The sequence below is a fragment of the Brevibacterium picturae genome, from assembly GCF_030453725.1.
Lineage (GTDB): Bacteria > Actinomycetota > Actinomycetes > Actinomycetales > Brevibacteriaceae > Brevibacterium > Brevibacterium sandarakinum_A.
Genome location: NZ_JAKDJU010000011.1, coordinates 13,060 through 35,990 on the forward strand (window position 1 = coordinate 13,060; position 22,931 = coordinate 35,990).

Annotated in this window: 24 protein-coding genes; 5 read left to right on the forward strand and 19 right to left on the reverse strand. The window is 65.6% G+C overall.

Annotated elements, in window-relative coordinates; translation table 11 throughout:
* The first annotated feature begins 1 nt into the window (after nucleotide 1).
* Both L0G76_RS02485 and L0G76_RS02490 read left to right on the forward strand, forming a co-directional pair.
* Complete coding sequence (locus L0G76_RS02485; RefSeq protein WP_304355799.1) at nucleotides 2-1,099, forward strand: ABC transporter ATP-binding protein; 1,098 nt, start codon at nucleotides 2-4, stop codon at nucleotides 1,097-1,099.
* Between the two features lie 62 nt (nucleotides 1,100-1,161).
* Nucleotides 1,162-2,289 carry a glutamate--cysteine ligase gene (locus tag L0G76_RS02490; protein WP_304355800.1) on the forward strand — a complete coding sequence of 376 codons (1,128 nt, stop codon included), beginning with the start codon at nucleotides 1,162-1,164 and terminating at the stop codon, nucleotides 2,287-2,289.
* Nucleotides 2,290-2,457: 168 nt separating this feature from the next.
* On the opposite strand, the gene L0G76_RS02495 is transcribed toward L0G76_RS02490, so the two are convergent.
* The 4 genes from L0G76_RS02495 to L0G76_RS02510 are packed head-to-tail and all read right to left on the reverse strand — an operon-like array spanning nucleotide 2,458 to nucleotide 5,669.
* The gene (locus L0G76_RS02495) at nucleotides 2,458-3,045 is read right to left on the reverse strand and encodes an NUDIX domain-containing protein (RefSeq protein ID WP_304355801.1); all 588 of its coding nucleotides are present in this window, start codon (nucleotides 3,043-3,045) and stop codon (nucleotides 2,458-2,460) included.
* Entirely contained in the window at nucleotides 3,032-4,111 is a 1,080-nt protein-coding gene (tsaD, locus tag L0G76_RS02500) for a tRNA (adenosine(37)-N6)-threonylcarbamoyltransferase complex transferase subunit TsaD (RefSeq protein WP_304355802.1), read from the reverse strand. The genes L0G76_RS02495 and tsaD overlap by 14 nt, the downstream gene beginning before the upstream one ends.
* A complete protein-coding gene (locus tag L0G76_RS02505) occupies nucleotides 4,108-4,725 on the reverse strand; it encodes an SRPBCC family protein (RefSeq protein ID WP_304355803.1) in 618 nt (205 codons plus the stop codon). The genes tsaD and L0G76_RS02505 overlap by 4 nt, the downstream gene beginning before the upstream one ends.
* Nucleotides 4,722-5,669, reverse strand: coding sequence for an aldo/keto reductase (locus L0G76_RS02510; RefSeq protein WP_304355804.1), 948 nt, complete (start codon nucleotides 5,667-5,669; stop codon nucleotides 4,722-4,724). Before L0G76_RS02510 ends, L0G76_RS02505 begins: the two co-directional genes overlap by 4 nt.
* A 142-nt stretch (nucleotides 5,670-5,811) precedes the next feature.
* On the opposite strand from L0G76_RS02510, the gene L0G76_RS02515 reads away from it, so the two are divergent.
* Nucleotides 5,812-6,522, forward strand: a complete 711-nt coding sequence (locus L0G76_RS02515; RefSeq protein ID WP_304355805.1) for a biliverdin-producing heme oxygenase — start codon at nucleotides 5,812-5,814, stop codon at nucleotides 6,520-6,522.
* 90 nt (nucleotides 6,523-6,612) lie between these two features.
* Nucleotides 6,613-7,248: a LysE family translocator gene (locus L0G76_RS02520; RefSeq protein ID WP_304355806.1), complete on the forward strand. Its 636-nt coding sequence runs from the start codon at nucleotides 6,613-6,615 to the stop codon at nucleotides 7,246-7,248.
* A 69-nt stretch (nucleotides 7,249-7,317) separates the two neighbouring features.
* Here the strand turns inward: L0G76_RS02520 and L0G76_RS02525 are convergent, their stop codons facing one another.
* The 13 genes from L0G76_RS02525 to L0G76_RS02585 form a co-directional block, all read right to left on the reverse strand.
* The gene (locus tag L0G76_RS02525) at nucleotides 7,318-7,779 is read right to left on the reverse strand and encodes a GNAT family N-acetyltransferase (RefSeq protein ID WP_304355807.1); all 462 of its coding nucleotides are present in this window, start codon (nucleotides 7,777-7,779) and stop codon (nucleotides 7,318-7,320) included.
* 24 nt (nucleotides 7,780-7,803) lie between these two features.
* On the reverse strand, nucleotides 7,804-8,487 hold the full coding sequence (gene tsaB / locus L0G76_RS02530) for a tRNA (adenosine(37)-N6)-threonylcarbamoyltransferase complex dimerization subunit type 1 TsaB (protein WP_304355808.1): 684 nt from the start codon (nucleotides 8,485-8,487) through the stop codon (nucleotides 7,804-7,806).
* The gene (gene tsaE / locus L0G76_RS02535) at nucleotides 8,484-9,098 is read right to left on the reverse strand and encodes a tRNA (adenosine(37)-N6)-threonylcarbamoyltransferase complex ATPase subunit type 1 TsaE (protein ID WP_304355809.1); all 615 of its coding nucleotides are present in this window, start codon (nucleotides 9,096-9,098) and stop codon (nucleotides 8,484-8,486) included. Before tsaE ends, tsaB begins: the two co-directional genes overlap by 4 nt.
* A complete protein-coding gene (alr, locus tag L0G76_RS02540; RefSeq protein ID WP_304355810.1) occupies nucleotides 9,098-10,333 on the reverse strand; it encodes an alanine racemase in 1,236 nt (411 codons plus the stop codon). Before alr ends, tsaE begins: the two co-directional genes overlap by 1 nt.
* A 109-nt stretch (nucleotides 10,334-10,442) precedes the next feature.
* The gene (locus L0G76_RS02545; protein ID WP_304355811.1) at nucleotides 10,443-12,068 is read right to left on the reverse strand and encodes an NAD(P)H-hydrate dehydratase; all 1,626 of its coding nucleotides are present in this window, start codon (nucleotides 12,066-12,068) and stop codon (nucleotides 10,443-10,445) included.
* 10 nt (nucleotides 12,069-12,078) lie between these two features.
* Nucleotides 12,079-13,377, reverse strand: coding sequence for a M20 metallopeptidase family protein (locus tag L0G76_RS02550; RefSeq protein WP_304355812.1), 1,299 nt, complete (start codon nucleotides 13,375-13,377; stop codon nucleotides 12,079-12,081).
* A 73-nt stretch (nucleotides 13,378-13,450) separates the two neighbouring features.
* Complete coding sequence (locus tag L0G76_RS02555) at nucleotides 13,451-14,494, reverse strand: NAD-dependent epimerase/dehydratase family protein (protein ID WP_304355813.1); 1,044 nt, start codon at nucleotides 14,492-14,494, stop codon at nucleotides 13,451-13,453.
* Entirely contained in the window at nucleotides 14,491-15,306 is an 816-nt protein-coding gene (locus L0G76_RS02560; protein ID WP_304355814.1) for an S-methyl-5'-thioadenosine phosphorylase, read from the reverse strand. Before L0G76_RS02560 ends, L0G76_RS02555 begins: the two co-directional genes overlap by 4 nt.
* Nucleotides 15,299-15,832, reverse strand: a complete 534-nt coding sequence (locus L0G76_RS02565) for a hypothetical protein (protein WP_304355815.1) — start codon at nucleotides 15,830-15,832, stop codon at nucleotides 15,299-15,301. Before L0G76_RS02565 ends, L0G76_RS02560 begins: the two co-directional genes overlap by 8 nt.
* A gap of 1 nt (nucleotide 15,833) precedes the next feature.
* Nucleotides 15,834-17,060 (reverse strand): molybdopterin-dependent oxidoreductase, encoded by a 1,227-nt coding sequence (locus tag L0G76_RS02570; RefSeq protein ID WP_304355816.1) that lies wholly within the window; start codon nucleotides 17,058-17,060, stop codon nucleotides 15,834-15,836.
* A 3-nt stretch (nucleotides 17,061-17,063) separates the two neighbouring features.
* Nucleotides 17,064-17,717, reverse strand: coding sequence for a class I SAM-dependent methyltransferase (locus L0G76_RS02575; RefSeq protein ID WP_304355817.1), 654 nt, complete (start codon nucleotides 17,715-17,717; stop codon nucleotides 17,064-17,066).
* Nucleotides 17,714-18,391 carry a TIGR04282 family arsenosugar biosynthesis glycosyltransferase gene (locus L0G76_RS02580; RefSeq protein ID WP_304355818.1) on the reverse strand — a complete coding sequence of 226 codons (678 nt, stop codon included), beginning with the start codon at nucleotides 18,389-18,391 and terminating at the stop codon, nucleotides 17,714-17,716. The genes L0G76_RS02575 and L0G76_RS02580 overlap by 4 nt, the downstream gene beginning before the upstream one ends.
* Nucleotides 18,388-19,068 carry a glycosyltransferase family 2 protein gene (locus tag L0G76_RS02585; protein ID WP_304355819.1) on the reverse strand — a complete coding sequence of 227 codons (681 nt, stop codon included), beginning with the start codon at nucleotides 19,066-19,068 and terminating at the stop codon, nucleotides 18,388-18,390. The genes L0G76_RS02580 and L0G76_RS02585 overlap by 4 nt, the downstream gene beginning before the upstream one ends.
* Nucleotides 19,069-19,099: 31 nt before the next feature.
* On the opposite strand from L0G76_RS02585, the gene L0G76_RS02590 reads away from it, so the two are divergent.
* Nucleotides 19,100-20,440 (forward strand): hypothetical protein, encoded by a 1,341-nt coding sequence (locus tag L0G76_RS02590; RefSeq protein WP_304355820.1) that lies wholly within the window; start codon nucleotides 19,100-19,102, stop codon nucleotides 20,438-20,440.
* A gap of 75 nt (nucleotides 20,441-20,515) precedes the next feature.
* Here the strand turns inward: L0G76_RS02590 and L0G76_RS02595 are convergent, their stop codons facing one another.
* Both L0G76_RS02595 and glmS read right to left on the reverse strand, forming a co-directional pair.
* Entirely contained in the window at nucleotides 20,516-20,938 is a 423-nt protein-coding gene (locus tag L0G76_RS02595) for a holo-ACP synthase (protein ID WP_304355821.1), read from the reverse strand.
* Nucleotides 20,939-20,948: 10 nt separating this feature from the next.
* Nucleotides 20,949-22,823, reverse strand: coding sequence for a glutamine--fructose-6-phosphate transaminase (isomerizing) (gene glmS, locus L0G76_RS02600; protein ID WP_304355822.1), 1,875 nt, complete (start codon nucleotides 22,821-22,823; stop codon nucleotides 20,949-20,951).
* Between the last annotated feature and the right edge of the window lie 108 nt (nucleotides 22,824-22,931).

Consider the following 22,931-nt stretch of genomic DNA (forward strand, 5'->3'; position numbering starts at 1 on the left):
CATGGCAACAGTCACTTTCGACAAGGCAATGCGCCAGTACCCAGAAGCGCTCACTCCGTCAGTCAACGAGATCAGCCTCGACATCGCCGATGGCGAGTTCCTCGTCCTCGTCGGCCCCTCCGGCTGCGGGAAATCCACGACTCTGCGGATGCTCGCCGGCCTCGAACCCGTCGACGCCGGACACATCAGGATCGGCGAGAACGATGTCACCGGGGTCTCGCCGCGCGAGCGAGACATCGCAATGGTGTTTCAGAACTATGCGCTCTACCCACACATGAGCGTCGGTGAGAACATGGCCTTCGCACTCAAGATCGCCGGAGTGGCGAAGGCCGACCGCAGGGAACGGGTGCGTGAGGCCGCGGCGCTGCTCGACCTCGAACCCTACCTCGACCGGAAGCCGAAGGCACTCTCCGGCGGGCAACGGCAGCGTGTGGCCATGGGACGGGCCATCGTTCGCTCCCCTCAGGTCTTCCTCATGGACGAGCCGTTGTCCAACCTCGATGCCAAGCTGCGGGTGCAGACGCGTGCACAGATAGCCTCACTCACGCGCCGCCTCGGCGTCACCACGGTCTACGTCACTCACGACCAGGTCGAGGCGATGACGATGGGTGATCGTGTTGCGGTGCTCGCTGACGGGAAGCTGCAGCAGGTGGATACTCCGCGGGCCCTCTACGACCGACCCGTCAATCTCTTCGTAGCCGGTTTCATGGGCTCTCCTGCCATGAACCTCATCGATCTGCCCCTCCAGGATGGAGCGCTGCGCATCGGTGAGTCCGAGTTCCGGCTCAGCAGCGCCCAACGTTCGGAGCTGAGCGGCGCTCAAATCACGGTAGGAGTTCGTCCCGAGGACTTCCGAGTCGAATCGACCGGCGGCCTGGAAGTCAGTGTGGACCTGGTCGAGGAACTCGGCGCCGATGCCTACGTGCACGGTCGAGCGTCGACGGCCACCGGGGACATCCCGATCGTGGCCAGGGTCAACGGACGCACACGCGTGTCCAGAGGTGACACGGTCAACGTCGTTCCGGACCTCTCACGCCTTCACCTCTTCGACTCGCGCTCCGGTGCGCGAGTGCCCGACGAGGCCGAGCGAGCTGCCTGAATGTGACGCCCATTAATCGGGCGAAGACCGGAGAATCGACCGCGGAATACTATGATCGATCCATGGTCGATTTCGCACGCTCACGCCGCTCCACGCTCGGAGTCGAATGGGAACTGGCATTGTTGGACGGGCACAGCCTCGATCTGACTCCCGCCGCCGAGGTTCTCCTTGCCGATGTCGGCGAACGTGCACCCGAATTCGAGAATCAGATCGTGGGCGAGATGCTCACGAACACGATCGAACTCGTCACCGGAGTCCATGAACAGGTGTCCGGAATCGCCGAGGATCTGGCCACGTCGATGGGTGCCCTGCGCAGGCTCACCGAGGACCGTGGAATCGAACTCATGTCTGCCGGGACGCACCCGTTCGCACAGTGGCAGTCCCAGGAGGTCCGTGCCAAGGACCGCTACCTCGAGCTCGTCGACCGCACCCAGTGGTGGGGCCGGAACATGCTCATCTTCGGCGTGCACGTCCATGTCGGCATCGACTCCCGCGACAAGGTGCTGCCGATCGTCAACGCCCTCCTCGCCTATGTCCCCCACCTGCAGGCTCTGAGCGCATCGTCACCCTTCTGGGGCGGGACCGACACCGGTTACGCCTCGAACCGGGCGATGATGTTCCAGCAGCTACCGACAGCGGGGCTGCCATTCCAGTTCGAACAGTGGTCGGACTATGAGAAGTACGTGAGCGACATGCTCACCACCGGCATCATCGACACCATCAACGAGATCCGCTGGGACATTCGCCCGGCACCGCACTGGGGAACCGTCGAAGTCAGAGTCTGCGACGGGCTGCCCACTCTCGAAGAGATCACGGCGATCACGGCCCTCATCCAGTGCCTCGTCGATGACTTCTCCGCCCGCCTCGACGCCGGCGAGTCACTGCCGAGGATGCCGGACTGGTTCCACGACGAGAACAAGTGGCGTGCCGCCCGATACGGTATGGACGCCATCATCATCGAGAACGCCGAGGCCGATGAACGCCTGGTCACCGAGTGCCTGGCCGACGAGGTCGAGCGCCTGACCCCGGCGGCCGAACGCCTGGGCTGTGCGAATGAGCTGAACTCCATCACCTCGATCGTCGACCGAGGCGTGCCCTACCAAAGGCTGCAGAACGTGTACAAGGAAAGCGGCTCGCTGACCGAGGTGACCCGTTCGCTCATCAGCGACCTGCGCACCTCGTACACCTGAGGTCTTCGGACCGCGAGCCCGCCGCACCCTCCCACCGATAAACGGGTCAAGCGTCGAGATACGCACGCCCAAACGCGTTTGTCGACGCTGGCCCCGTTTGTCGACGCTGGGCCCGTTTGTCGATGAAGCCGTCGTCGGGGTCCGCCGCGGCTCGTCAGCGGCCGCGACTCACAGGTGGGGGCGGAGGAGCTCCAGCAGCGCCGGAAGCGACGCGGCGACCCCGGAGTGCAGCGTGTAATCGGTGAGCCGGTCGATCGGCACCCACTCGAGCTCGATGCTCTCCGGGTCGTTGATGACCGGTTCGAAATGACGCAGGGTCCGAGCGATGACGGTCGTGTACGACCAATCGCCGAGGTCGAGGACGTAGGTCTCAAGGATTTCGATGCCCTCGGCCTCTATGTCGGGAACGCCTGCTTCCTCAAAGGATTCGCGAACGGCCGCGTCGATGGCGGATTCGCCCAGGTCACGGGCACCACCGGGGAAGCCCCAGGTTCCACCCTCGACCGACCACAGGGCGCGATGCTGCATGAGGATCCCCTGCTCGGGATCGAGCAGCATCAGCCCTGCGGCACCGTTGAGTCCCCAATGTTTCTGCCCGTCCGAGCCGAGAGTCCACCCGTCGCCTGATCGCCGAGGCGGCAGGTAGTCAGGCAGATCCTTCGAGTTCGGGCCGTAGGCGGTCTCATCGCGTGAGGCACCGCTCCTGTCGTGCGTGTAGGCGTTCTGGTCGCCGGCGTTCGGGTCAGACGAGGACATGATCGACATCCAATGAAGAGACTGCTGCGAATGACAGGTTGCTCGGCGCGATCCCGCGGCGGACGAGCTCGGATCCGAGGGCAGCGACCATGGCACCGTTGTCCGTGCACAGTCCCAGCGGCGGCACTCGCAGCCTCACCCCCGCCTCGGCGCATCTGGCTCCGAGCACCTCGCGCAGGTGGGAGTTCGCCGCGACTCCCCCACCGAGCACGACATGGTTGATTCCGGTGTCGGCGGCGGCCAGCAGCGTCTTGGTGACGAGGACGTCGACGACGGCATCTTCGAATCCGGCCGCGATGTCGGCCACGCGCAGGTCCGTTCCCAGCGTTTCGGCCTTCGTGACCTCCCGCAGTGCGGCGGTCTTGAGTCCGGAGAACGAGAAGTTGAAGCGACGTTCGGGATCGCGCAGATCCTGCTTCTTCGCCAGTCCGCGGGGGAACTTCACGGCAGTGCGGTCACCGGGGATTCCGCTCCCGTCGAGCGCTCCGAGAGCGGCCTTGGAGATGTTCGGCCCACCCGGGTAGTTGAGTCCCAGCAGCCGCGCGGTCTTGTCGAAGGCTTCGCCGGCGGCGTCGTCGATCGTAGCGCCGATGAGTTCGATGTCGTCGACGACGTCGGCGATACGCAGGATCTCCGTGTGCCCGCCGGAGACGAGGAGCGCGATGGTCGGTGTGGTCAGTCCGTCGATGTCGTCGGCGATGAGGTCCACAGCCACATGCGCGGCGAGGTGGTTGACCCCGTAGAGCGGCAGGTTGAGTGCCGCCGCGAGTCCTTTGGCGGCTCCGACTCCGACCATCAATGCACCGCCGAGCCCGGGACCTGCAGTGACAGCGATCGCGTCAAGGTCGCTCAGGGCGATGTCTGCCTGATCGCAGGCCGACGCGATGGCCGGTCCGATCGCCTGCACATGTGCCCGTGAGGCCACTTCGGGGACCACACCGCCGAAGCGAACGTGTTCATCCATCGAGGATGAGACTGTGTTGGTCAGCAGCGTTCGGCCCCGGACGATTCCTACTCCGGTTTCGTCACACGAGGATTCGATGCCCAGCACCAGGGGTTCGCTCATGCCTGGTTCGCCTCGCTCTCGGCGTCCTGACTGTCCTCCAGTTCGAGGTCCGCATAGAGGGCGAGCAGCTCTTCCTCACCGGCCTCGGCGACGTCCAGTCCGAAGACTCGAGCGAACAGGCGCAGGTGCGTGTCCCACATCGGCCCGAAGTCCGCCGCTTTCAGACGTGCACTCTCAACGTCGGGCGCGGATTGGGTGAAGACCAGAAGGGTCGCATCCCCGTCCGTGAGCTCGAGGGCGAGCAGCGCCATCCCCAGCACGCCGAAGTCCTCGAGCTCGACGAGGACATGATCTTCGGCCTCGCAGCTGAGGATCTCACCGTGCAGTTGGGTCTCGCCGAGGTCGAAGGTGATCGCAGGGTTGGTGTTCCCGCCGTCGCCGCTCGCCTCATCGCCGCCGTCGCCGCCCGCTTCATCGCCGCCGTCGCCGCCCGTCTCGACACTGTCAGATTCGGCAGCAGCGTCGTCGACGGTGAACGACGCGAACCAGGAGCCGGCCGTCTCACTGTCGACGAGCTTGGCCCAGACGGTGGCAACGTCGACGGCCAATGGCAGCTCGATGACCAGATCGGTGCCGTTCTCCCAGTTGACCAGGCGTGGGCTCGTCGCCGTCATGCTTCCACCCACGCATCGTTGAGCGCCGTGATCTCGTCATCGGCCAGCTGCAGTTCGGTTCCGGCAAGCAGTTGTGTCAGCTGCTCGGGCACCCGCGCCGAGGCGATGGTGGAGGGAATGAAATCGTGTGTCAGCTGCCAGGCCAGAGTGGTCGCGGTCATGCTGGCATTGTGAGCCGAGGCCACATCGTCAAGGATTTCGAGGGCGCGCAGCGCCTCCTGATTCTCGAGATAGTCGGCGACGCGTTCACCACGCACGCTTCCGCTGGCATCTCCCCCGGTGTGCTTTCCGGTGAGGAAGCCCGAGGCCAGGGAGTGAAAGGGCAGCTCGGCGATGCCTCGCGCCCGCAGGTATTCCTGCTTCCGGGCGTCGACGGCACCTCGGGAGACGAGGTTGTAGCGGTCCTGGACGACGCGGTAGCAGGCCAGGGAATACTGTGCGCTGATCGTCATCGCCGACTGCAGACGATTCAAGGTGAAGTTCGAAGCGCCGAGGTAGCTGACCTTCCCGGACCGCACCAGCGCGTCGAAGGTCTCCGCCACTGCCACCTGATCGACGTTCTCATCGTCGGAGTGTGCGTAGTAGACATCGACGTGGTCCGTTCCGAGGCGACGCAGGGAAGCGTCGATGCATTTGCGGATGTTGGCTGGGTCGAGGCCCTTGCGCTTCGGATGCGCTCCGACCTTGGTGGCGATGACCATGTCATCGCGGTTGCCACGCGAGGCCATCCATTCGCCGATGATGGTCTCCGACTCACCGCCGGAGTTGCCGTCGACCCACGCGGAATAGGCATCCGCTGTGTCGATGAAGTTTCCGCCCGCCTCAGCGTAGGCGTCGAGGACCGCGAAGCTCTGATCCCTGTCTGCACCCCAGCCGAAGGGATTGCCTCCCAGATGCAGCGGGTGGACCATCAGATTCGTGTCGGCCAATTGCACTCTTTCCATGACTCCAGCCTACCCTTTGGCAATGGTCGCAAAGGGCAGGGTTACGGGTAAGGGCAGGCTAGGCTAAGATGAAAACGAGTACTGTAGTTGCTCGGGCAATCGAGACACTTCCGGATCATCGATCTCTCAACGAGGAAACATCATGACTGAACCATTCTCAGCTCGCCTCAAGGCCAGCACAGCCACGATCCACGACGAGGTCGAGCACACGAATTTCATGGTCGATCTCATGGAGGGCAGGCTCGACGCACGCGCCTATTCGCTCCTGCTCAAGCAGTACACGGTCATCTACGCAGCCCTCGAGGCGAAGTCCCGGGAGTTCGCCGAGGACCCGATCTTTGCACCTTTTCACGATGCGAATCTGTTCCGAGGTGAGCGCATCGTCCGGGACCTGCAGGAACTCACCGGCACGGAGGAGTTCACGCTCAACGATGCCGACCTGCCCATCACCCGCAGCGCCGAAGCATATGGAAGACATCTCGGCCGGCTCGACAAGCCTGAGCAGGTCATCGCGCACCACTACACGCGCTACCTCGGCGATCTCTCCGGCGGTCAGGCCATCGGAGCGCTCATGGGCAGGCACTACGACATTCCTGCCAGCGCGTTGACCATGTGGGACTTCACGAAGCTGGGCAAGACGAAACCGTACAAGGATTCCTACCGTCTGCGCCTCAACGACATCGCAGGCACAGGTGGGAACGAGCAGACCGTCATCGATGAGACGATGACCGCGTTCGAACTCAATGGCGAACTTCTTTCGGAGCTGACGTCTCTGTCCGACCATCCCGCTGCCGGCCGTCCTGCCGCTGCCGGTCCCACTGCCACCCGTCCCGCTGCTTCGCCTGTCTCCTGAGCTGTGCTCGGCCGCTCCTGACGCCGGAATCGGAGGATGTAAGCTGAATCAACATCCCCGCTGCAACGACGAACAATTCGAGAGACAGACATGGATTCACACCAGCTGTTGGCATGGGCCCTTGTGGCCGTGATCGGAGCTGCCACACCCGGGATCGATCTCATGATCGTCCTGAGGTCAACACTGCTTCACGGCAGGCGCTCCGGTTTCGCCGCCGTCATCGGAGTCGAAATGGGTCACGCCGTCTGGGCGATTGCCAGCCTCATCGGCCTCACAGCCCTGCTGGCGGCGTCCACCCTCGCCTACGACGTGGTGCGGATCGCCGGAGCCTGCTATCTGGTCTGGCTCGGGTGCACCGCGATCTGGAAATCGCTGCCCCGCAACCGAGCAACGGCCACCGAGGCTGACGATCTTCCCTCACAGAGCGCTGTCAGTGCGGTCCGCAGCGGCATGACCAGCAATCTCCTCAACCCGAAGGTCGGGGTCTTCTACATCAGCATCCTGCCCCAGTTCCTGCCGACAGTCCCGACGGCCGCCGGATGGGGTGTGCTGCTCGTGGCCATCGCACTGACCATCGGCACGGTGTGGCACGCCGCCATCGTTCTTCTTGCCACCCGTGCCCGTGGCATCCTCACCCGTGAACGGGTCAAGATCTGGCTCGATCGCACGAGCGCCGCGGTGATGATCGCACTCGGCGTGCGGCTGGCGACCGAAGCTCGGGCGTAGACCGACCACCGTGTGTGTGGCCTGCCAACTTTACGCAGCGTGAGTCCGCGAGCGGCCGGCGACTCCGACTTATGGATGGAAGCGCATGAGGATCGCGTCGGCACCCGGGTAGTAGTCGGGGCGTCTGCCCCATTCTGAGAATCCGCAGGAACGGTAGAGGCCCAGTGCCGGTTCGTTGTGCTCATCAACCTCGAGGTGCACGGCCCCGGCCCCTCGGCTCAGGGCCCAGTCGATCCCGGCCCGGAGCAGCCGTCGCGCGATGCCCTGACCGCGTCCAACCTCGGTGGTGGCAATGGTCATGACGTCCGCTTCACCGCCAGCGGCTGACATCACGATCCACCCGGCCAGCGCCGAGGTGGGGGTCCGTGCCGCGAACATCGCCGTTCCAGCCTGAGCCTTCACAGCCCAGTAGTACGTCAGCGTCCACGCGGTGGAGCCGAAGATGGCGGCATCATGGTCCGCGACCTCGTCCAGATCCCACCAGCGCAGTTCGTCGATGCCTGACTGTTCGTGCGGCGCGCCCGTGCTCATCTCCCGGCCCTCATTTCAGTGGGCTCATTTCAGTGTGCTCCCACGCACCGGTGTCGACTTGGCGTCGGGCTCGCGCAGGTATTCGGGAACCGGTTCGGCCAGCTCTCGCCCGGCCGCGATCTCGCTGGCTGCGGCGAACGCGAGGTATTCGGCGCGTGGGTCGACGATCGCAGGGAAGCTGGACTGCCCGAGGACGTCCGGATAGAGGAGAAATCCGCGGCCGAGGCGGCCACTGATGTCCGTCGGGCCTTCAGCTGCGAGAACATCGTCGACCTCGGTCGGCTTGGCGACAAAAGGCCCGGCCTGCAGCGACGCGTCCGAGCTCTCGTAGACGCTGAAATAGACCTCCTTGCGTCGGGCGTCCGCGGCGATGAGCACCGGCCCCGTGGTCTGAGTATTCGTTCGGCGCAGTTCCTCGGCGAGCGCGGCCTGGGACAGAAGGCCCTTGACCGGAATCCCACGAGCCTGACCGACCGCGATGGCCGCAGCGATGCCCACACGCAGCCCGGTGAATGGTCCCGGACCGATTCCGGTGACGACGAGGTTCGGCTGGGCCGAATCTGCAAGCACCTTGGCCAGAGCCGGTCCGATGAACTCGACGTGCCTGCGCTGGTCATCGGCTTGTTCTGCCGCCAGGACGGTCCCCGATTCGGTGTCGACCAGAGCCACGGAGGCGGCCTGGGAGGTATCGATGCTGAGTATGATCACTGGCGCTCCTCCTCGTCGGCGGACCCCTCTGACCCGCCGAATTCGCTGACCTCGATCGCACCTGCCAGGGTCCGGAGCGAGTCTCTCACCTGCTGCAGCCGTGCATCCCAGGAGCTGCCGTGGCCGTGCAGTTCGACGAGGCGGCGTTCGTCCTCGTCGGCGTCATCCTCACCAGCATCGTCGGCAGCCTCGTCGCCTTCGACCCCGCCGCCGTCCGCGGCGAGGTCGAACATCGGCGTGATCGTCAGTCCGAGGTAGTCGCTACTCAGCTGTTCGGCGAGTCCCGCACCCCATTCGACGACGGTGATCGACTCCTCGAGCTCCGAGTCGAGGTCGAGGTCCCCGAGCTCCTCGGCGTCGGAGAGCCGGTAGGCGTCGACGTGCACGAGTGCGGGGCCCTCGCCGTGCGAAGGATGCTCGCGGGCGATGACGAAGGTGGGTGAGGTGATCCGCCCGGTGACTCCCAAGGCACGCCCCAGGGACTGTGTGAATGTCGTCTTCCCCGCGCCGAGGTTGCCGCTGAGGATGAGGAGATCACCTGCCCGGAGGTGCCCGGCGAGCGCCTCGGCGAAGGTCCTCATCTGGTCAAGTGACCTCAGTTGAATCTGCATCACAGACTTGGCCCGTCGGTCGATTGCGGCTCCACTTCCACGCGGTCGACGCGGTCATTGATGCGCGTGACGATCTCGTAGTTGATCGTATCGGCCCAGGTCCCCCATTCGGCCGCGCTGGGCCCGTCGGGGCCGAAGATGACGACCTCATCGCCGATGGCGACCTCGCCGGCACCGACCTCGACGATCATCTGATCCATCGCGATTCGGCCGACGACGGGATACCGGTTTCCGCGGATGGAGACCTCGGCCCTATTCGATGCGGTGCGGGCGATCCCGTCCCCATAGCCGCCGGGCACCAGCGCGAACCGGGTGTCGGCCGCGGCCGTGAACGTGAGCCCGTAGGAGGCGCCGTGACCGCTGGGGACGTCCTTGAGATTGACGACCTGGGAGACCAGCCGCATCACCGGCACCAGCCCCAGATCCTGCGAAGTCTGATCCTCGAGCGGAGAGAGACCGTACAGAGACAGGCCCACCCGAGCCGAAGTGCCCGGAAATGGTGAGAGTGTGAGCGCTGCCGGCGAGTTCGCAATGTGGACATCGAGTCGATCCGATTCGCCGAGGCGGCCCTGGGCCTCGTCGAGCACCGCCGTGAGTTCGCGGTGGGCGAAAGTGAAGATCTGCGTCTGCTGCGCGGTTTCGACGCGTTCGGGTTCGTCCGCGACGGCGTAGTGACTCATGATGCCCACGATTTCGAGGCCCGGGCCGACTCCGGCCGAGTCGGTCACGCCCGGGGCTGCGACCGGGCCCGCCTCGGCGGCGAGCTCCTGCAGATGTTCCAGAGCGCGCGCCCAGTCAGCGGGCGCCAGACCGTTGCGGCCAAGACCGGTGTCGACCTTGAGATGGATACGGGCCGTGGTGTTCACCCGACGGGCCGCGTCACGCAGTCGATCGAGACTGTCGACGGTGGACACCCCCAGCTCGATCCCGGCGGCGACGGCAGAGTCGAGGTCGGTGTTCGGCCCGTACAGCCATGCTGTGATGGTGACGTCGTCGCCCAGCAGCTCGCGCAGGTGCAGCGCCTCGGCGATCGTGGCCACACAGAAATCACGCCAACCGGCGGCGAACAGCGCCGGGGCGACGATGTCGATGCCGTGGCCATAGGCGTTGGCCTTGACGACGCATTTGAGGCGGGCGGGGCCGAGGCGTTCGGCGAGGACCGCGGCGTTGGCCCGCAGAGCGGCCACGTCGATCTCGGCTCTGACCAGTGCCCCTGAGGAATCGGTTGATGTCACCGGATAAGAATACCGTGGACCGTCATCTTTCATTCCGACAGGGACCCGCTGACTCGAACAGGCGCCCGCTGACTCGATCAGGGATCTGCTCACTCGGTCAGTGCCCCTCTCACTCGATCAGGGATCCGCCGAGGATGAGCTCCCCTGCCACCTCGGCGACGGCATCGACCAGTGCTCCGGCGTTCACCGCCCGCCGACCTGCAGCGTTGTGCACCAGCACCCCGAGTCCGACGGTGTGGGCCAGTTCGCGCTCCGGGAGCGGTGGCTCCTGCTGATTCTTCGCGTGGACGGTCGCGACCAGGGCACCGATGATCCCGGCCAGCACGTCTCCGGACCCCGCGGTGGCCAGGCTGGCCGGTCCGGCCTCCGGCAGCACGCAGAACCCGTCCGGGGCGGCGATGACGGTCTGGTGTCCCTTGAGCAGGACGATGCAGCCACTGGAATGCGCGGCTCGCTGCGCCCAGCCGATGGGGTCGGCGTTGATCCGACTCGAGGTGATGATCTCGCCGAGGAGGCGGCTGAGCAGCCGCGCCAGCTCACCGGCGTGCGGGGTCAGGACGACGGGCCTCTCCGCCAGCCATGTGCCCTTGACCGACTCCGCGCGACCGACCATGTCCAGCGCCCCGGCATCGAGGACGACGGGAACGTTCGTGTCCGCCAGTTCGTCGACGCGGGCGTGGACGTGTTCGTCCTCCGGGTTGCCCGGCCCCATCACCACGGCGTTCATCCGACCCGAGGCGGTGACCACCTCGGCGTGGAGGCCGATGACGTATTCGGCGACCATCTGGGATCCCAGGGACCGGACCATGCCGACACCGCAGTTGACCGCCGAGGTGGTCGTCAGCACTCCTGCACCCGGGTACTCCTCGGACCCGGCGAGGACGCCGACGACTCCGCGAGAGTATTTGTGCCCCTGAGGTTGCGGGCGGGGGAAGTCCGCGTTGAGGTCATCGGTGTCGACCACCTCGGCGGTGGCCTGGTTCTCATCGAGTTCGAGTCCGATGTCGACGAGATGGACCGTGCCGGTGAACGCGGTGACGCGGGGGTCGATCAGCTCCGTCTTGAGCCCGCCGAAGGTCACGGTGTGATCGGCATGGATCCTGTCATCGGCACCTGCCGCGTCCGGTGACAGGTCCGAGGGGACGTCGACGGCGATGACCGTCGGCGTGCTCGTCGTCCTGGTGGTGCGACTGGTCTCGGAGCTGGTGCTGGTTGAGTGTCGCCAGTCGCGGATGAGCGAGGCGATGTGCTCGGGCAATCCAGGCCGACCCCCGATGCCGAGGATGCCATCGAGGACGAGATCTGATCGGGAGAGTTCTCGCAAAATATCCGTGCGCAGACATGCTCCGGCCTCGTCGGGCGGCCCGCCTGCAGCCGCCTCGGCGCTCGAGTCTGCGGTCCCCTGTGGACTCGGGAAGCCGATGACACTGGCCCCGGCCCGGCGCGCCGCGGCCAGTCCCTCGTCATGGGTGTGGTCGAACAGTGTCACGACGGTGACGTGAGCCCCTCGCCGGGCCAGAGCCGCAGCGGCGAAGAGCGCATCTCCGGCGTTGTTGCCGGGGCCGGCGAGCACGCACACGCGGGCACCGAAGATCTGACCTCGCCTTTCCCGCAACACATCGGTGGAGAACTGGGCCAGTGCCCGCGAGGCTCGCGCCATGAGATCGACGCCGGCCTCGAGGAGGGGGCGTTCGGCCCCACGGATGACCGTGCTGGGGTAGGCGAAGACTGACATCGGCGTCTCCTCAGTTCTGCGCCAGGTCGGCGAGCTTGCGCCCGGCCAGATGCGCCAGGAACAGCGCCTGATCGGCCAGTCCCTCGTCGCTGTGACGGGCTCGGGGCGAATGGTTGGCTTCGCGTTCCTCGACGGGCAGATTCGGCAGCGCCGCACCGAAGTGGCCATACGCGCCGGGGACCTGATCGAGGACGCGGGAGAAGTCCTCGGAACCGGGGATCGGGTTCGCTCGCTCCACAGCACGGTCGGCGCCGAAGAGGTCGGCGAAGGTCTCGAGGAAGAAGTCCGCTTCCTCGTCATCGTTGATCGTCGGCGGCAGCACTCGTTCGTAGTCGACCTCGGCCTTGAGGCCGTGGGCGGCCACCAGTTCGGTGACAAGCTGCGGGAGTTCAGCCTCGGCCCGCGCCGTGGCGTCGTCGGAGAAGGAGCGGACGCTGACGACGAGTTGGGCGAAGTCGGGGATCACGTTCGGGGCGGTGCCGCCGTTGAACTGGCCGACGGTGACGACGAGGGGGTCGAAGATGTCGAAACGTCTGGTCACGTACTCCTGGAGCTGTCCGACGAGCATGGCGCCGACTTGGATCGGGTCCCGGCCTGTGGCCGGGCGGGAGGCGTGGGTGCCCTTGCCGCGAACGGTGATGGACATCGTCGAGAACGCGGCCATGTACGAGCCGCGACGGCAGTAGGCGACGCCGAGGTCCTGGTCGGCGGAGACGTGGATGCCGAAGGCCGCCTTCACCCGAGGGCCCGCCGCGTCGAGGACGCCCTCGTCGATCATCTTCCCGGCCCCGTCATAGCCTTCCTCTCCGGGCTGGAACATGAAGACGACGTCGCCGGGCAGCGAGTCCCGGTCGCGGTGGAGGAGTTTGAGCGCGCCCACCAGGCCGGTCGTGTGCAGGTCGTGGCCGCAGGCGTGCATCCGGCCGGTCGTGGCTGCGAAGTCGAACCCAGTCGCCTCCTCCACGGGCAGGCCGTCCATGTCTCCGCGCAGGAGCACGGCAGGCACGACGCCGGTCGCATCCTCGGCGCGCTGACCACCGCGGAGGACGACGACGATGGAAGAGAGCCCGTTGCCCTTCGTCACTTCGACGTCGAGGCCCTCGATGGCGTCGAGAACAAGTCTCTGGGTGGCGGGCAGATCGAGTCCGACCTCGGCGTTCTCATGCAGGGCACGACGCAGAGTCACGAGACCGGGCGCGATGTCCGCGGCATCGGCGGTGGTGGGCAGGTGGATGTCGAGGGTTGCTGCCAGCTCAGGATTCGTCGGATCGGGCGTCGATGGGGAGTTCGTGTGGGTCGAAGTGCTCATGGCCCGAGTCTATTCCCGACCACGCCGAGGTGGGGCACTCCTGTGAGCTTCTCCGCTGGACAGTGGGAGCACACTATCGGTGGCGCAACGGCGCCGTCGCGAGTTCGGCGATGCCCTCATCGGGCCCGATGCCGGCCTCGAATCCCAAGCCCTCGAGGGCTGCCCGGGGCGAGGCCACAACGTGTCGGACGTCGAAGGCTCGGTACTGGCCGTTGACCACCGGCTCCGGCCCTCCCATCACCTCTGCCAGCCTTCGGGCCATGTCGCCGATCGTGTATGCCCTACCCGAACTGATGTTGTACGCACTCAGCCCGGGTTGATGCGCCCCGACCGCTTCGATGGCGGCGACGTTGGCGCGGGCGAGGTCGGCAACGTGGACGAAGTCGCGCAGCTGCGTGCCGTCCTCGAAGACCTGGGGTGGTTGACCGCGCTCAAGCGCCGAGCGGAAAATAGCCGCGACACCCGAGTACGGAGTGTCCGCCGGCATGCCGGGTCCGTAGGCGTTGTGGTAGCGCAAGGCGATGGCGCGGCCCGACTCCAAGGTGCACCAGGCAGCGGCGTAGTGCTCCTGCGCGATCTTCGAGGCGGCGTAGGCCGTACGCGGAGCGAAGGCCGCATCCTCGTCGATCAGGTGTGGTTCGATTTCTCCTCCGCAGCGCGGGCAGCGCGGGTCGAACATACCCCGCTTCAGATCTCTGTCCTGCCGCGGGGCCGGAGGCACATCGCCGTCGGTGGGGCAGGTGTAGCGTCCTTCACCGTAGACCACCATGGAGGAGGCCAGCACCAGTCGCTTCGTCCCGGTGCGGGCCATCGCCGCCAGCAGGGTGGCGGTGCCGAGATCGTTGTGGGCGGCGTAGCCGGGCAGGTCCTGGGCGTCGACGCCGTTGCCCACCGTGGCGGCCTGATGGCACACCACGTCGACATCGGCCAGCAGCTCATCCAGCAGGATCGGATCACGGATGTCGCCGTGGACCACGCCCGTGGGCAACTCCGCGGTTGTCCCATGGGCCTGTTGAAGCAGCATGTCGACGCCGATGACCTCGTGTCCGGCTGCCGCCGCTGCCTCGGCGATGTGTCGTCCGATGAAGCCGGCCGCACCGGTCAGCAGCACCTTCATGGCAGCTCCAAGGGCAGTGTCATGCCTGCCAGCGCCTGGGAGCAGCTGCAGGAACGCTCCGATGACAGGGAAGCGATCACTGTCCGCAGACTCGATTTCAGTGTGTCGGTGTGTTCGGCGAAGACCCGGAAGACCTCCGACTGGTCGACGGCGTGCGTCGAGTCGATGCCCGCATCGAGGTCGGTCACCAGTGCTGCAGTCGCGTAGCACAGCTCGAGTTCTCGAGCCAGGATCGCTTCGGGCTGGCCGGTCATGTTCACGACGTCCCAGCCCTGTGCCGCGTACCACTGGGACTCAGCGCGGGTGGAGAACCTCGGACCTTCGATCACCGCCATGGTTCCGCCGTCGACCGGCGGTTCGTGGTCATCGGCAAGCCCGGCCAGCAGGGCTGAACGCAGCCTGGGACAGTACGGGTCGGCGAACGAGACGTGGCAGGCACCCGTGTCGAAGAACGTCTGCGCCCGGCCGTATGTCCGATCGACCAGCTGATCCGGAACCACCAGCGACCCGGGTCCCAGGTTCGGTTTGAGTCCGCCGACTGCGCACGGTGCCAGAATCTGGCGCACTCCGAGGCTCCGCAGCGCCCACATATTGGCGCGGTAGTTCACTCGATGCGCAGGAAATTCGTGGCCCTTCCCATGTCGGGGCAGGAACGCCACAGTGCGGCTGGTGTCACCGTGCGTGAAGGTGCCGGTCGCGATCGGCGCCGAGGGCGCACCGAAGGGCGTGTCCACGTCAATCTCGTGGGGGTCGTCGAGAAAGGTGTAGAAGCCGGAGCCGCCGATGATGGCGATGTCGGGTGTTTCAGTCATCACGCTCTCTTTCGATTGATCGCTTTGTTCTCAAACGGCGTGCGCAGCAACGGACTGCGAACGCCAGGATACTGAGGCAGCAGAACAGGGCCGTCAGCCACAGCCAACGTCCGAGGAACGGCTCCTGGGTCTGGCCCGTGGCGGCCAGGTAGCTGCTCCTGCCCTGCTCGACGATGCCGGGGAAGAACAGCAGGAACAGCAGTCCGCTGGCCAGGACCGGGACTCGGATGTAGTTGACGATAGGTATCCGCAATCCGCGTTTCAGGGATGTTCGCTCGGCGGGCAGGACGACCGCGAGCGCACGGTCTGCCAGGGCGCAGAGCGGAAGCAGCACGAGATCGACGAAGACGGCCCCGCCCAGGAACCAGACCGCAGGAGACTGCCACCACACGTCCGGGTCGAACAGCTGGTCCAAACCCCGCACCAGCACCGCGAATCCGGCCAGCAGGAAGCACGCTGTCAGGACCAGCAGGTGCCGGGGCCGAGCTCCGTAGATCGTCCGGAACCATCCGGGATGTGTCGGCATATCAGGTCCTGAACTCGATGGAGCGCACCCATTTGGTGTTGTGCACACCGGGCATAGCAGGGACGATGATCCGTGCGGGAAATCCGTGATCGAGCGATAGGTCTGCGCCGTTGACTCGCAGGGCGAGCAACGAGTCGGGCGCGAGCACCTGGTTGTGCTGCAGCGTGGCGGCGTTGAACGTGCCGGACTTCTGAAGCGATGCGACCCGCGCCGAGGTCGGATCGCCGACTCCCGCCAGATTCGCCAGTTCGGCCAACCGGACGCCGGTCCATGTCTGTGTTGTCGACCATCCCTCGACACAGGCGATCGGCAGGTCAGCGGTGTGCAGGGGCATCGCCAGCAGCTGCGCCCGGCTGACTGTCACGTCACCGTCTCCTCCGCTGAGGGTCAGCCGCCAAGCCTCACCGGTGTCGTCGGAACTGATGCGGGCGGCCACGGCCGTCCGATTGACCTGAAAGTCATTGGGCCCATCGCCTGGCACACGACCTCGAGGCAGCAGCACGGACAAGGGGCGGAACACGCCACCGATCGACTGGCCGGCGCTGAGGAGCAGGACCAGCGCAGAACCTCCACCGACCATGGCCAGGGCACCTCGTCGGCTCATGGTCGGCGGATCCGGGTCGGCCGACACCAGCCCGTCTGGATCGGGCGGCTCCGGACGAGTTTCGGTCAGCCGAGTGCGCAGCACGGTGCGCAGCGACCTCGAGCGAAGGGACGAGATCATCTTCGGCAGCTTGAGACACACGTGAGCGATGAACGCCGCGATGAACACCCACGCACCGAAGTAGTGCGCACTGTAGAAGCTGAACCCGAAGATGTAGTCGTACTGGATATTCAAGACGCCCGTGGCCAGTTCGAACAGGATGCTCCCGACCAGAATGAGCAGTGACAGCCGTTCGAGGGCATGTGCCACAGAGTGTATCGGCGGCCATGTGAACAGCTTCGGTGTCACCGACCACAGCTTGGCGAGCACCACTGGAATGATCGCCATGCCGAGCACGACGTGGATGCCCTGATTGAGCTGATAGAGCCAGGCGGGATCGGTGGGCCACTGGAAAGCCGGCAGCCGCAGCCAACCCACGTCCCCCGGGATCGCCTGGCCCAGCTGCGGTCCGTACGCGATGTAGGAGAGCAGACCGGTCACGGTGACCAACGGCAGTGCGGCCAGCAGCACCGCACCGAATACCGATGTCAGCCACGGCCCGCGGATCGGACTGCGCCAACGCATCGGCTACGGCCGCCCTTCACGCGTCAATTTGGCCATGTACCGGCCCTCGTGCTGGTGCAGTCGGCAACCGTGGAAGCCTGCGGCGGCCGCAACGCCGACGATGGCCTCGGCATCGACCAGCGACCAGTCGAAGGCTCCGGTCAGCTGTCCCTGGACGCGCAATCGAACACTTTCATGCACCAGGCCCACCCCGGGCGCATCGACCTCAACCAAGACGGACCCTCCTGGACGTATCAGCTGGCGAATCCGTCGCAGCAGCCGGACCGGATCGCCGCCGATCCCGACATTGCCGTCTGCCAGCAGAGCATCCTGCCAGCAGCCTTCGTCGGGCACGTCGTCAAAGACACTCATGTGAACCGCGACCGCGCCGCGTTCCTGGGCCAATTTCACGGCGACGAGAGAGATGTCGATCCCCAGAGCATTGCCGCCGCGCGCGGTCAGTGCACCCGCAAGACGGCCTGCACCGCAGCCGACATCAAGCGTCGGGCCCATGCAGCGGTCCAAGAACAGCGCATGGTCCGTCGCGTCGGGCGCACCCGTCCATTGCTGGACATCTAATCGGGTCGTTGTGCCATCGGCCCTGACCACGTCGCATGCGTGGCCTGTCATGGCCGCGTTCAAGGCGTCCAGGGGTGCGAAGTCAATAGTTTCGGTCATGGTTGGGACCCAATCTGTTCACGGTCGGCTGCCCGAGCGACCTCGGCGGCGAAACGGCTCTGCGGAATCAAGGAGGCGACAGCGTGTGAGTCCTCCCAGTAGTCGACATCGGCCATGACCGGAACCGAGGCGACCCGGGCGCCGTTGCTCACGAGCGCCTCCTTGGTCCGAGTGCCGGTATCGGGCCTCGACATCGCCACCGTGGCCAGGCTGGACGTCCAACTGGGGTTCTGTGCAGCCAGTATCCACCATCCTCCGTCCTCAGCCAGGCCCAGCGCGACGTCATGGCATTCCAATGCCGCTGCCGCCGTCTGCAGGCTCTCCGCGGTGACTTGGGGCGTGTCCATGCCGATCTGCACGACCCCGTGGCCTGCATCGGCGTCGTGGTGAGCCGCGATCAGCCGGGACGCGAAAGAGCCTCCGCGTTGGGCGATGACGCGGTGCCTGCCACACGCCGCGGCAAGCTCGTCTGCCATTGCCGCCTCGTCGAGGTCACCGGTCATCGCGATGACCACCGGCCATCCCAGATCACCCACGACCTCCAGCGTGTCCAGCAGCGAGGCGGCGGCGATCCGTGCTGCCGTCTGCTCTCCGACGGTTGCCGCCAATCTGGTCTTGGCTTGACCGGCAACGGGCGCCTTGGCGACCACCAGCATCGTCGGTGGCGCGTTCATGTCAGCACCTTGGCGAAGTCGGCAATGGTCCGCCACGTTCCCAGCAGCGTTCCGGAAACCTTGGACTTCGTACCGCGCATGCGCCTGCGGTAGACGATGTCCCTCTCGTGCACGGTCCAGCCCGCCCGCGAGGCCTTGATCATCAGCTCAAGCGGATAGCCGAACCGTCGGTCGGTGATGTCCAAGGCAAGAAGATCGTCCCGGCGGCAGACCCGCATCGGAGCCAGATCATGCACACCAAAGCCGCTGCTGCGTCGGATCCACCAGGCCAGGACGGCCGTTCCGGCCCGTGCATGCCAGGGCCAGACACCGTTTCCCTCTGGTCTGCGGCGTCCGATCGCCATCGTGGCGGTGCCCCTGCTCACGACCGAAACCAGCTCGGGCAGGTCGGCGGGATCCATCGAACCATCGCCATCAAGCACCGCCACCAAGGGGGCCGTGGCGGCGAGGATCCCGGCGTGCACGGCAGCACCGTAGCCGGCGACATCCTCATACACCACTTCGGCGCCCAGGCTGCGGGCGACGTCGGCCGTGCCATCGGCCGAACCGTTGTCCACGACGATCACGTTCATGCCATCGGGGATTGTACTGAAGACGCCGGGTAACGCCAGCGCCTCGTCGCGGCACGGAATCACGACCGTGCAGTTAAGCGGCTCACGTGCGAGAGGATCATGCATAAGGAGACAGTACCAGTGGTAAAATGTGATTGTGCCCACGCAAGCATCCTTACTTTCCCGCCGGGCTTGGACCGCAGCGACAGTCAGTACACTCATCGGTGCGGGTTTCGCCGCCGCCGCCATCGTCTGGCCGCGCGTGACGGGAACGGACGTCTTCATCTATTGGCCCCCCTTGAAGGCGAGGTGGACACCTGAGCCGGCACTCACCTTAGTACTGCCGATGCTCGTGGCACTGACCGGGTTTCTGTGCTGGCGACGCATCAGCTCCGCACTGAACTGGATCCCCTATCTCGCTGCGGTGTTCGCCGGATCCTGGCTGTGGACGGCCGCACTTGCCCATGTCGGCGGCAAGGAAAGCATCAGCAAGGTGTTCGAGCGTCCCAGCGAATACTTCGTCGATGCCAAAGAAATCTCTTCGATTTCCGCATTCCTGTCCGGCTTCATCGAAAAGGTCCCGCTGCGCGCTCCTGACCACTGGCCGATTCACATTGCCGGGCACCCACCGGGCGCAACGCTGTTCTTCATCCTGCTCGACCGGATCGGCATCACGGACCCGTACACAGCTGGTGTCATCGTCATGACTCTTGGCTGCACTGGAGTCGTCGCGGTCCTGCTGACGGTCAAGACCCTGGCGTCGGAGAAGCTCGCTCGCCGCGCAGCGCCCTGGCTGATAGCCGCACCCGCGGCGATCTGGATGGGTGTGTCCGCTGATGCGCTGTTCATGGCGGTAGCTGCCTGGGGATTGGCGCTTCTGGCGCTGGCTTCGACAGCAGACCGCCGCTCGCGCCTGATCGGCTTCGGTCTCCCAGCGGGGCTGCTGCTCGGCCTGTGCGTCTATCTTTCCTATGGACTGCTGCTGCTGGGGATACTCGCCATCGCCGTGATCTATCTCGGCGGCAGGTGGTCGGCACTGCCCTGGGCGCTCGGCGGAGCGCTGTCCGTCGCCCTGGCATTCACCCTGACCGGATTCCGGTGGTGGGAGGGGTTCCCCGTCTTGGTCACCCGCTATTACGACGGGATCCAGAGCAAACGGCAATACGGCTACTGGGTGTGGGCGAACCTGGGAGCCTGGACATTCACCAGCGGACTGGCAGTATGGGCGGCCCTTCCCCGCAGCATCGCCGAAGCGTGGCGAGGTGCCGACAAGGGCCGGCGCGTGGTCGCTGTCCTGGGCTGCGCCGGTTTCGTCTCGATCCTGGTGGCGACACTGTCGGGCATGAGCAAGGCCGAGGTCGAACGAATCTGGCTGCCGTTCACAATCTGGGTCATGGTGCTGCCATCACTGTTGCCACTGCGTTGGCAACGGCCCCTGCTTGTCACACAGGTGGCGTCCGCGATCGCCATCGAGGCTCTCCTGACAACACAGTGGTGAAGGATCTGCGAAGGTCGAACTCACGATGGCGGGGTGGACACGAGAGCCGAAATGTTTGAACGCCCCGCTGCGAATTCAGCCGAAGTGGTCCGCGTCCCACTCCACGCTTGGGCTGAGTGAGGGACCCCGGCCTTCGACGATGACGAAGGTCATGGTGAGATCCGCATCATGGGTGATCGACAGGTGGATGTTCGTTGCCTCGATGCGATGGAAGTGCTCGAGCACCAAACCTCGCAGGCGGAATGAGGGCGCACCGGACCTGGCGGGAACCACCTCGGCGGACTGCCAGGGCAGCCATCCGGGAAAGCCGATCGCCTTCTTCAGTGCCTCCTTGGCGGAGAATCTCGCCGCCAAGGAGGCATCCGTCCGGCGCTTGCCGTTGCGCCGCCGCTGTTCGCCAGGGGTGAGCAGGCGATCGAGGAGTTCGGGAACCCGATCGATGTGCTCGGCGAAGCGCGGCACATCGGCAATGTCGGTGCCGATTCCCAGAATCGCCATCTCGCTCCCCTTATTCCACGGTCACGGACTTGGCGAGGTTGCGCGGCTGATCCACGTCGAGGCCCTTGGCCGTGGCCAGTTCCATCGCGAAGATCTGCAGCGGAACCGTGGTCAGCAGCGGTGCCATGAGCGTCGTCGTCTGGGGGACGTAGATGACCTCGGACGCGAATTCCTGGACCTCTTCGTCGCCTTCTTCGGCGATGACCACCGTGTTGGCGCCACGGGCCCGGACTTCCTGGATGTTCGAGATGACCTTGGCATGCAGGGAATCGCGGCCGCGCTTGCTGGGCACGACGATGATGACCAGCTGGCCGTCGTCGATGAGTGCGATGGGACCGTGCTTGAGCTCACCGGCAGCGAAGCCCTCGGCGTGGATGTAGGCGAGCTCCTTGAGTTTGAGCGCGCCCTCCATCGCCACGGGGTAGCCCACGTGGCGGCCCAGGAACAGCACAGAACCGACGTCCTGGTTGCGACGGGCAAGCGCGAGCACCTGCTGCTTGTCATTGTCGAGGACGCTCTGGACCTTCTCGGGGATGGTCTGGAGCTCTTCGAGGATGGTGGTGATCTCGTCGCGGAACTTGTTGCCGCGCAGCTGGGCCAGATAGAGGCCCAGCAGGTAGCAGGCGACGACCTGTGAGAGGAAGGCCTTCGTCGAGGCGACCGCGATCTCCGGGCCGGCGTGCGTGTAGAGCGCTGCATCGGATTCGCGGGGAATGGTCGAGCCGAAGGTGTTGCAGATCGCGATGACCTTCGCGCCCTGCTGACGTGCGTGGCGCACGGCCATGGTCGTGTCCATGGTCTCTCCCGACTGGGAGATCGCCACGACGAGGGTCTTCTCGGTCACAACCGGGTCGCGGTAGCGGAACTCGTGGGCGAGTTCGACCTCGACGGGCACGCGGCACCAGTGTTCGATCGCGTACTTGGCGACCTGGCCGGCGTAGGCCGCGGTGCCGCAGGCGATGACGATGATCTTGTCGATGGTCTTGAGCACCGTCTCGTCGATGCGCATTTCGTCGAGGGTGAGTTTGCCGTCGATGTCGAGGCGGCCCAGCAGGGTGTCTGCGACGGCCTGTGGCTGGTCGTGGATCTCCTTGTCCATGAACGAGGGGAACCCGCCCTTTTCCGCAGCAGCGGCGTCCCAGTCGACCTCGTACTGAGCTCCGTCGACCTCGTTGCCGTCGTTGTCCGTGATGACCACTGCGTCTGGAGTGATGGTCACGACCTGGTCCTGACCGATCTCCACCGCGGTGCGGGTGTAGTCGATGAAGGCGGCGACGTCGGAGCCGAGGAAGTTCTCTCCCTCACCCAGTCCGATGACCAGGGGCGAGTTGCGGCGGGCGGCGACGACCTGTCCGGGAGCGTCGGCGTGGACGGCCAGGAGGGTGAAGGCGCCTTCGAGCTGTGTGGCGGTCACGCGCATGGCCTTCGTCAGGTCGCCGGTGTCCTGGAAGTTCTTGGCCAGCTGAGCGGCCGCGACCTCGGTGTCGGTCTCGGACTCGAACTCCACGCCTTCTGCGGTGAGGTCCTTCTTCAGCTGAGCGAAGTTCTCGATGATGCCGTTGTGGATCAGCGCCAGCTTTCCGCCGCCGGCCACATGCGGGTGGGCATTGAGGTCCGTGGGTCCGCCGTGGGTGGCCCACCGGGTGTGTCCGATGCCGGTCTGCGCAGCAGGAAGCGGGTTCGCCTCGAGCTCATCGGTCAGCGCCGAGAGCTTGCCGGCCTTCTTCGCGGTCTCCAGATCTCGGGCAGGAGTGACAAGGGCGACTCCGGCAGAGTCATATCCCCGATACTCGAGCCTTTTCAGGCCGCTGAGCACCACATCGAGCGCCGAGTGATCGGCATTGTCAACGTCTGCTTTGGATACATAACCAACGATTCCACACATGAGTGGAATTTTACGCAGTCGAGTCAAGAAACGCGGAATCGACCCAACCGAGCCCCACCTCGGGGATCTGAGAGGACATGACGCATGACACAATTGTGTCCATGTCTC

What these genes read in the sequence shown, in the direction of transcription:
- L0G76_RS02485 (WP_304355799.1), top strand. Translation starts at nt 2, where the DNA reads ATGGCAACAGTCACTTTCGACAAGGCAATGCGCCAGTACCCAGAAGCG.
- L0G76_RS02490 (WP_304355800.1), top strand. Translation starts at nt 1,162, where the DNA reads ATGGTCGATTTCGCACGCTCACGCCGCTCCACGCTCGGAGTCGAATGG.
- L0G76_RS02495 (WP_304355801.1), bottom strand. Translation starts at nt 3,045, where the DNA reads ATGTCCTCGTCTGACCCGAACGCCGGCGACCAGAACGCCTACACGCAC.
- tsaD (WP_304355802.1), bottom strand. Translation starts at nt 4,111, where the DNA reads ATGAGCGAACCCCTGGTGCTGGGCATCGAATCCTCGTGTGACGAAACC.
- L0G76_RS02505 (WP_304355803.1), bottom strand. Translation starts at nt 4,725, where the DNA reads ATGACGGCGACGAGCCCACGCCTGGTCAACTGGGAGAACGGCACCGAT.
- L0G76_RS02510 (WP_304355804.1), bottom strand. Translation starts at nt 5,669, where the DNA reads ATGGAAAGAGTGCAATTGGCCGACACGAATCTGATGGTCCACCCGCTG.
- L0G76_RS02515 (WP_304355805.1), top strand. Translation starts at nt 5,812, where the DNA reads ATGACTGAACCATTCTCAGCTCGCCTCAAGGCCAGCACAGCCACGATC.
- L0G76_RS02520 (WP_304355806.1), top strand. Translation starts at nt 6,613, where the DNA reads ATGGATTCACACCAGCTGTTGGCATGGGCCCTTGTGGCCGTGATCGGA.
- L0G76_RS02525 (WP_304355807.1), bottom strand. Translation starts at nt 7,779, where the DNA reads ATGAGCACGGGCGCGCCGCACGAACAGTCAGGCATCGACGAACTGCGC.
- tsaE (WP_304355809.1), bottom strand. Translation starts at nt 9,098, where the DNA reads ATGCAGATTCAACTGAGGTCACTTGACCAGATGAGGACCTTCGCCGAG.
- L0G76_RS02545 (WP_304355811.1), bottom strand. Translation starts at nt 12,068, where the DNA reads ATGTCAGTCTTCGCCTACCCCAGCACGGTCATCCGTGGGGCCGAACGC.
- L0G76_RS02550 (WP_304355812.1), bottom strand. Translation starts at nt 13,377, where the DNA reads ATGAGCACTTCGACCCACACGAACTCCCCATCGACGCCCGATCCGACG.
- L0G76_RS02555 (WP_304355813.1), bottom strand. Translation starts at nt 14,494, where the DNA reads ATGAAGGTGCTGCTGACCGGTGCGGCCGGCTTCATCGGACGACACATC.
- L0G76_RS02560 (WP_304355814.1), bottom strand. Translation starts at nt 15,306, where the DNA reads ATGACTGAAACACCCGACATCGCCATCATCGGCGGCTCCGGCTTCTAC.
- L0G76_RS02565 (WP_304355815.1), bottom strand. Translation starts at nt 15,832, where the DNA reads ATGCCGACACATCCCGGATGGTTCCGGACGATCTACGGAGCTCGGCCC.
- L0G76_RS02570 (WP_304355816.1), bottom strand. Translation starts at nt 17,060, where the DNA reads ATGCGTTGGCGCAGTCCGATCCGCGGGCCGTGGCTGACATCGGTATTC.
- L0G76_RS02575 (WP_304355817.1), bottom strand. Translation starts at nt 17,717, where the DNA reads ATGACCGAAACTATTGACTTCGCACCCCTGGACGCCTTGAACGCGGCC.
- L0G76_RS02580 (WP_304355818.1), bottom strand. Translation starts at nt 18,391, where the DNA reads ATGAACGCGCCACCGACGATGCTGGTGGTCGCCAAGGCGCCCGTTGCC.
- L0G76_RS02585 (WP_304355819.1), bottom strand. Translation starts at nt 19,068, where the DNA reads ATGCATGATCCTCTCGCACGTGAGCCGCTTAACTGCACGGTCGTGATT.
- L0G76_RS02595 (WP_304355821.1), bottom strand. Translation starts at nt 20,938, where the DNA reads ATGGCGATTCTGGGAATCGGCACCGACATTGCCGATGTGCCGCGCTTC.
- glmS (WP_304355822.1), bottom strand. Translation starts at nt 22,823, where the DNA reads ATGTGTGGAATCGTTGGTTATGTATCCAAAGCAGACGTTGACAATGCC.